The sequence below is a fragment of the Rhodococcus sp. HM1 genome, from assembly GCF_023218075.1.
In the GTDB taxonomy this organism is placed as follows: Bacteria; Actinomycetota; Actinomycetes; order Mycobacteriales; family Mycobacteriaceae; genus Rhodococcus.
In genome coordinates this window covers 69,197-76,241 of sequence record NZ_JALPTB010000031.1, presented here as the reverse complement: position 1 = coordinate 76,241, position 7,045 = coordinate 69,197, and the positions used below count along the sequence as shown (strand labels likewise).

Annotated in this window: 6 protein-coding genes and 1 pseudogene; 5 read left to right on the top strand and 2 right to left on the bottom strand. The window is 67.7% G+C overall.

What is annotated here, in order from left to right; all coding sequences use genetic code 11:
• Positions 1–206 precede the first annotated feature (206 nt).
• Both M1M07_RS17310 and M1M07_RS17305 read right to left on the bottom strand, forming a co-directional pair.
• A pseudogene (locus M1M07_RS17310) lies at positions 207–1,148 on the bottom strand (hypothetical protein); the annotation flags it as partial.
• A gap of 229 nt (positions 1,149–1,377) precedes the next feature.
• Complete coding sequence (locus M1M07_RS17305) at positions 1,378–2,415, bottom strand: LLM class F420-dependent oxidoreductase (RefSeq protein ID WP_248674991.1); 1,038 nt, start codon at positions 2,413–2,415, stop codon at positions 1,378–1,380.
• Between the two features lie 91 nt (positions 2,416–2,506).
• On the opposite strand from M1M07_RS17305, the gene M1M07_RS17300 reads away from it, so the two are divergent.
• From M1M07_RS17300 to M1M07_RS17280, 5 genes are read left to right on the top strand one after another with little or no spacing between them, the layout of a single operon-like run.
• Positions 2,507–3,478, top strand: coding sequence for an OB-fold nucleic acid binding domain-containing protein (locus tag M1M07_RS17300; RefSeq protein WP_248674990.1), 972 nt, complete (start codon positions 2,507–2,509; stop codon positions 3,476–3,478).
• 15 nt (positions 3,479–3,493) lie between these two features.
• Entirely contained in the window at positions 3,494–4,555 is a 1,062-nt protein-coding gene (locus M1M07_RS17295) for a thiolase domain-containing protein (RefSeq protein ID WP_197252876.1), read from the top strand.
• A 1-nt stretch (position 4,556) separates the two neighbouring features.
• Complete coding sequence (locus M1M07_RS17290) at positions 4,557–5,732, top strand: thiolase domain-containing protein (protein ID WP_197252877.1); 1,176 nt, start codon at positions 4,557–4,559, stop codon at positions 5,730–5,732.
• Between the two features lie 12 nt (positions 5,733–5,744).
• Positions 5,745–6,626, top strand: coding sequence for a TIGR03619 family F420-dependent LLM class oxidoreductase (locus M1M07_RS17285; RefSeq protein WP_248674989.1), 882 nt, complete (start codon positions 5,745–5,747; stop codon positions 6,624–6,626).
• Positions 6,623–7,036, top strand: a complete 414-nt coding sequence (locus M1M07_RS17280; RefSeq protein ID WP_248674988.1) for a nuclear transport factor 2 family protein — start codon at positions 6,623–6,625, stop codon at positions 7,034–7,036. The genes M1M07_RS17285 and M1M07_RS17280 overlap by 4 nt, the downstream gene beginning before the upstream one ends.
• Positions 7,037–7,045 lie beyond the last annotated feature (9 nt).

Genomic DNA, 7,045 nt, shown 5'->3' with positions numbered 1-7,045 from the left:
GGGATCAGGAACTGTTGGTCGCGATCGACGGGTCGATATCCTTTGGCCACCAACAGATTCTACACAAAGCCGCAGGTCGGCCCCGCCGCGTCACGGCGAGACCGACCCGCGATTCTGCAACAGCCCGTTCAATCGACTGGGTGTACCACTCGCTCACGTGCGAGGGAGGGTGTGGCGGCCGTGATCCCCGATTCCTCGTCGGGAATCACGACTCGAACGTTCGGGCGTGGACGCGACCGCGCCAGCTCGAAGTGCCGGACCAGCTCGGTCAGAACCCGATCCGGGCTGTCCCGAAGTGCACTGGGTGCGGTCGCCAGAACGATGATGCCCAGACCCTGCATTCTCGTCCGCCGCTCCAGCGTCCTCTTGTAGTCGGCCGGCGAGAGATGCCATGCGAGCGAGTCGATCTCCCAGGCCATCGCGACCTCGTCGATCCAGCCGTCGGGACGCGCGACGAACCTGCCGTGAGCATCGACGACGTCCCGGTTGAACACCATCTCCGGTAGCCCACTGCGCAGCCAGAGTTTCCGTGCGTGCACTTCCGGGACCGAATGTACGTTCGCCGCGACCTCCCGCAGCACCTTCCGGGGGAAGGCCGAACCTCGACCGCTGCCTGCCTCCAGTTCCTCCGACAGCTGGGGCACCGTTACCGCTCCCCGCTGCACGACCTGAGCGATCAGCGCTCGAGTCGCGTCCAGCGTCGTGCAGCGGCGAGCCGCGTCGAGGACGGCACGAACGAGCGGCGCACAGCGAAGTCCTCGGCGCCCCACGTGGTCCGGCATGCGGCGCGTACGTTCCACCAGCACAAATCCCTTCGATTGGATGCGTTGTTCCGCCGGAAGCAGGATGTGCGCTTCGTATCCGGCGGTGTCGAATCCGTACTCGCGCAGAGCCGCATGCCCGGTCAGGACGGCCGTTTCCCCGCTGTACATCAGTGCCGCGACAGATCGTTGGTGATCCGTCAGCCGCCCGTTCTTCAAGTGGATGATCCCGGGAAGAACACGCTCCCACGGACCGCCCGGCCTGCACCTGTCGTGGATTGCCGAACCCGACACCCCGACACTCCGTAACGTCGAATCCGCGATGATTTCGTGGTTCGCGATCCTGAGCAACGTCTCGGGGTCCTCTGCCCATTCTCCTCGTCTCATGCGCCGATCATGCGATGCCGCCGGGCGGCCGCGAGACGTCGAGACGCCGATGCCGCGGTATCTGTGGATAGACCGCGCGCCTGTGGACAACGACCCCGATTCGGGGTGACCCCCCACCCCCTTCGGCCGAGCGAGTGGTACACCCAGTCGATTGAAGGAGACGAGGGATACACTCGCTCGGACCGCCGGAGGCGGAACAGAACGTCGGACCTGCCGGAGGCGGAACAGGTCAGCCCAGCACGACGTCCGCCAGCGATCTCACGTGGTCGGCGTTTCGGCAGGCGACGAGCAGCATCGTCACCCCTGCGTCCTCCCACCGACGCACTCCGTCGCGAACCTCGTCCCGGTCGCCCACGATCATCGTCTCGGCCACCATTTCGTCCGGAATGACCGCGGCCGCTTCGTCTTTGCGACCGGACCGGAACAACGTGGTCACCTCCTCGACGACCGCGTCGTAGCCCATGCGCCGGTAGACCTGGGCGTGGAAGTTCAGTTCGGGGGCGCCCATTCCGCCGATGTACAGGGCCATGATCGGTTTCTGCGCGGCGAGGGTTGCGGCCTTGTCGTCGGTGACGACGACCTGGCAGGTCGCGGCGATCTCGAAGTCCTCGCGGGTGCGCCGGGCGCCGGGACGGGCGAAGCCCTCGTCGAGCCACTTGTTGTACATGGGCGCGAGGCGCGGCGAGTAGTAGATGGCGAGCCAGCCGTCGGCGATCTCCGCGGTGAGCGCCACGTTCTTCGGTCCTTCGGCGCCGAGCCAGATCGGGATGTCGGCGCGGAGCGGATGGGTGATGGACTTGAGCGGCTTGCCGAGTCCGCTCGCGCCGTCACCGGTGTAGGGCATCGGGTAGTGCGGCCCGTCGCTGGTCACCGGTTCCTTGCGTTCCAGGACCTTCCGGACGATCTCGACGTATTCGCGGGTGCGGGCGAGCGGCTTGGCGAACGGTTGCCCGTACCAGCCCTCGACGACCTGCGGGCCGGACACGCCGAGTCCGAGGATGTGCCGGCCACCGCTGAGGTGGTCGAGGGTCAGTGACGCCATCGCGGTGGCGGTCGGCGTACGGGCCGACAACTGGACGACGGAGGTGCCCAGACGGAGGCGCTCGGTCTCGGCGCCCCACCAGGCGAGCGGGGTGTATGCGTCCGAACCCCAGGACTCCGCGGTGAAGACGGCGTCGTAGCCCGCGGCTTCGGCGGCGGCAACGAGTTCCGGTGCGTTCGCCGGTGGCTGTGCGCCCCAGTATCCGAGCTGCAATCCCAGTTTCATGTGGCACCTTTCGCGATGGTCGCCGGTGCGGAACCGGCCTGGTCGGACGCTACCCTTGCCTCAAATCCTAGAACCTGTTCTACTCGAAGTTGTGAGCCTGGGAAAGAGCGCGGTTGTCGAGCCACCGCTGAGCGCACCACTGAATCTGAAGTTCGACTACACCCGATCCACCGGACCGACCGTGGGCGCCTTCGTCACCGGTCTGCGCGACGGACGGATCGTGGGGGCACGTGCCTCCGACGGCCGGGTGCTCGTTCCGCCGCCGGAGTACGACCCGGTCACCCACGAGCCCCTGCTCGATTTCGTCGAGGTCGGGCAGACCGGAACGGTCGTCAGCTGGACGTGGAACGAGCTGCCGCTTCCGGGCCAGCCGTTCGACCGCCCGTTCGCGTGGGCGTTCATCCGGCTCGACGGCGCCGATTCCTCGATCCTGCACGCGGTGGACGTCGAATCCCCCGAAGACATCGAGACCGGCATGCGGGTGCGGGTCCGCTGGGCCGACGAGCGCGTCGGGCACATCGACGACATCGCGGCGTTCGAACCCGGTGAGGCCACCGAGACGCCGGCCACCGGTGAGGGCGATCCGGTCTCGATGATCGTCACCCCGATCGACCTGCACTACAAGCACACCGCCTCCGCCGAGGAGTCCTACTACCTGCGCGGTCTCGCCGAAGGCAAGTTCATCGGCGGGCGCACCGGCCCGGGCGACCCCGTCTACATTCCGCCCCGCGGCTCGAGCCCGACCGACGGCATCCCGACCAAGGAGCAGGTGGAGCTGTCCGACAAGGGCACGGTCACCACGTTCTGCATCGTCAACGTCCCGTTCCTGGGGCAGCAGATCAAGCCGCCCTACGTCGCGGCCTACGTGCTGCTCGACGGCGCGGACATCCCGTTCCTGCATCTGATCCTCGAGTGCGACGCCGCCGATGTGCGCATGGGCATGCGCGTCCAGGCCAAGTGGCGACCGCGCGAGGAGTGGGGGCACACCCTGCGCAACGTCGAATACTTCCGTCCCACGGGCGAACCCGATGCGGACTACGACACGTTCAAACACCACCTCTAGGGAGCATCGGGATCAATGACAGACATCGCAGTCGTCGGCTTCACCCACGCACCCCACGTGCGTGAGACCACCGGCACCACCAACGGCGTCGAAATGCTCGTCCCGTGCTTCCACGAACTGTACGAGCGCCTCGGAATCACCAAGAGCGACATCGGTTTCTGGTGCTCCGGCTCGTCGGATTACCTTGCCGGACGAGCGTTCTCCTTCATCTCCGCGGTCGACGCGATCGGTGCCGTGCCGCCGATCAACGAATCGCACGTCGAGATGGACGCGGCCTGGGCCCTGTACGAGGCGTGGGTCAAGCTGATCACCGGCGAGGTCGACACGGCGCTCGTGTACGGCTTCGGCAAGTCCTCCGCGGGCAACCTCCGCCGCACCCTGACCATGCAGCTCGACCCGTATCTGGTCGCGCCGCTCGGCGTCGACTCGCTCGCCCTCGCCGGTCTGCAGGCGCGCTTCGGCCTCGAGTCCGGCAAGTGGACCGAACGCGAGATGGCGGAAATCGCGGTGCGCAGCCGTGCCGCCGCCAAGGACAACCCGAAGTCGCAGATCAGCGGCGATTTCGACGTCGACGACCTGCTCGCGCAGCCGTTCGTCGCCGACCCGCTGCGCAAGCACGACTGCGCGCCCGTCACCGACGGTGCCGCCGCGATCGTCCTCGCGTCCGGCGACCGCGCCCGCGAACTGTGCGAGAACCCGGCCTGGATCACCGGCATCGAACACCGCATCGACTCACCGAATCTCGGCGCCCGCGACCTCACCGCCGCACCGTCCGCGCAGGCCGCGGCGCAGGCGGCGACCGGCGGTGACAGCGCCTTCGACATCGCGGAACTGCACGCGCCCTTCACTCATCAGGAACTGATCCTGCGCGAGGCCATCGGCCTGGGCGACGCCACCGTGATCAACCCGTCGGGCGGCCCGCTGACCGGCAACCCGATGTTCTCCGGCGGACTCGAACGCATCGGGTACGCCGCGCAGGCGATCATCGACGGCCGCGCCGGCCGCGCACTCGCACACGCGACGAGTGGTCCTGTACTGCAACAGAATCTGGTAGCCGTTCTGGAGGGACGCAACTGACATGGCCAAACAACCGGCAGCAGTCCTCGGTACGGGACAGACCCACTACGTCGCCAAACGGCACGACGTCTCCATGGCCGGCCTGGTCCGTGAAGCCATCGACCGCGCGATGCTCGACGCGCAGGTCGGCTGGGACGACATCGACGCGGTCGTCATCGGCAAGGCACCGGACCTGTTCGAGGGTTCGATGATGCCCGAACTCGCGATGGTCGACGCGATCGGCGCGACCGGCAAGCCCATGCTGCGCGTGCACACCGCCGGTTCCGTGGGTGGTTCCACCGCGAACGTCGCCGCGAGCCTCGTGCAGTCCGGCGTGCACCGCCGCGTGCTCGCCGTCGCCTGGGAGAAGCAGTCCGAGTCGAACGCGATGTGGGCGCTGTCGACGCCCGTCCCGTTCACGATGCCCGTCGGCGCGGGGGCCGGCGGCTACTTCGCGCCGCACGTGCGTTCGTACATCCGCCGCTCGGGCGCCCCCGAGCACATCGGCGCGATGGTCGCGGTCAAGGACCGTCTCAACGGCGCGAAGAACCCCTACGCGCACCTCAAGCAGCCCGACATCACTCTCGAGTCGGTGCAGGCGTCCCAGATGCTGTGGGACCCGATCCGCTACGACGAGACGTGCCCGTCCTCCGACGGCGCGTGCGCCATCGTGATCGGCGACGCCGACACGGCCGCGGCCCGCGAATCCGGCGGGCACAAGGTCGCGTGGATCCACGCGACGGCGATGCGCACCGAACCCACCACCTACTCCGGCCGCGACCAGGTGAACCCGGAGGCGGGCCGCGTCGCTGCGGCCGCGCTGTGGAAGGACGCGGGCATCACCGACCCGATCACCGAGATCGACTGCGGCGAAATCTATGTGCCGTTCTCGTGGTTCGAGCCGATGTGGCTCGAGAACCTCGGGTTCGCCGAGGAGGGCTCCGGCTGGAAGCTCACCGAGGCCGGCGAGACCGCGATCGGCGGTCGCATCCCGCTGAACATGTCGGGCGGCGTGCTCTCGTCGAATCCGATCGGCGCGTCCGGCATGATCCGGTTCGCGGAGGCCGCGATCCAGGTGATGGGCAAGGCCGGCGAGCATCAGGTCGACGGTGCGCGCAAGGCCCTCGGCCACGCGTACGGTGGTGGCTCCCAGTACTTCTCGATGTGGGTCGTCTCCTCCGAACGTCCGACGCACTAGAAGGGACGGGTCATGGTCAAATTCACCGTCGGTGTCGCGATGACGCCGCTGGACCAGCTCCCGGGACTCGCGAGAACCGCCGAGGAGTGCGGATTCTCGTCGATCGCGCTGCCGGATTCGCTGTTCTTCATGGAGAAGCAGACGGTCGACTATCCGTACACGCCGGACGGTTCGCGGATGTGGACCCCGGACACCCCGTGGGTCGATCCGTTGATCGCCGCCGCCGCGATGGGGGCGGTGACCTCGACGATCGAGTTCTACACCCAGGTGCTCAAGCTGGGTTCCCGAAACCCGGTGCTCCTGGCCCGGCAGGTCGGGTCGGTCGCCAACCTCACCGGCAACCGCTTCGGATTCGGCGTCGGAATCGGTTGGGCACCGGAAGAATTCGAGTGGTGCGGCGCACCGTACTCGAAGCGGGGCAAGCGCGTCGACGAGATGATCGAGGTCATCAAGCTGATCCTCGGCGGCGGCATGGTCGAGCACCACGGTGAGTTCTTCGACTTCGACCGGTTGCAGATGAGCCCGGCACCGAGCAAGCCCGTGCCGTTCTACATCGGCGGGCACACCGACGCGGCGTTGCGTCGCGCGGCACGGGTCGGCGACGGGTGGACCTCGGCGATGATCAAGTTCGACGAGCTGACCGCCGTGATCGACCGCCTGCGGGTGCTGCGCGCCGAGTACGGCCGCAGCGACCTACCGTTCGAGATCCAGGCGGTGTCCGTCGACCGGTTCGGTTCCTCCGGCTACGCCGAACTCGCCGACGCCGGGGTCACCGACATCATCGTGGTGCCGTGGATCTTCGACGGCCACGGTTTCGACTCACCGCTCGAGGCGAAGCAGGAGTCGCTGCATCGCTTCGCCGACAAGTACATTCACGGAAGGGACGCCGTATGAGCGAGGAACATCCCGCCCGGGTCACGGCGCGCGCGTCGCAAGCCGCGGCCAGTGCCCGCCGCAAGGACGAGTGGCTGGCGCTGTTCGCCGAGGACGGCTGCGTCGAGGACCCGGTCGGCCCGTCCGGTTTCGATCCGGAGGGCAAGGGTCACCGCGGCCGGGACGCGATCTCCGCGTTCTACGACATGACGATCGCGAACACCGAGAAACTCGAGTTCCTCATCGACGATGTGCTGGTGTGCGGCGACGAGTGCGTCAACATCGGCACGATCCGCACCACGCTGGCCGGCACCGTCATCGACGCCGAGGGCGTGTTCGTGTACCGGACCGACGGCGACGGCAAGATCGCGTCGCTGCGCGCGTTCTGGGAGGTCGAGCGGGCCATGAAGACGGCCCGTACCGTCGAGTAGCCGGTATCC

Coding starts and splice junctions, on each gene's coding strand:
- M1M07_RS17295 (WP_197252876.1), top strand. CDS start 3,494: ATGACAGACATCGCAGTCGTCGGCTTCACCCACGCACCCCACGTGCGT.
- M1M07_RS17305 (WP_248674991.1), bottom strand. CDS start 2,415: ATGAAACTGGGATTGCAGCTCGGATACTGGGGCGCACAGCCACCGGCG.
- M1M07_RS17280 (WP_248674988.1), top strand. CDS start 6,623: ATGAGCGAGGAACATCCCGCCCGGGTCACGGCGCGCGCGTCGCAAGCC.
- M1M07_RS17285 (WP_248674989.1), top strand. CDS start 5,745: ATGGTCAAATTCACCGTCGGTGTCGCGATGACGCCGCTGGACCAGCTC.
- M1M07_RS17290 (WP_197252877.1), top strand. CDS start 4,557: ATGGCCAAACAACCGGCAGCAGTCCTCGGTACGGGACAGACCCACTAC.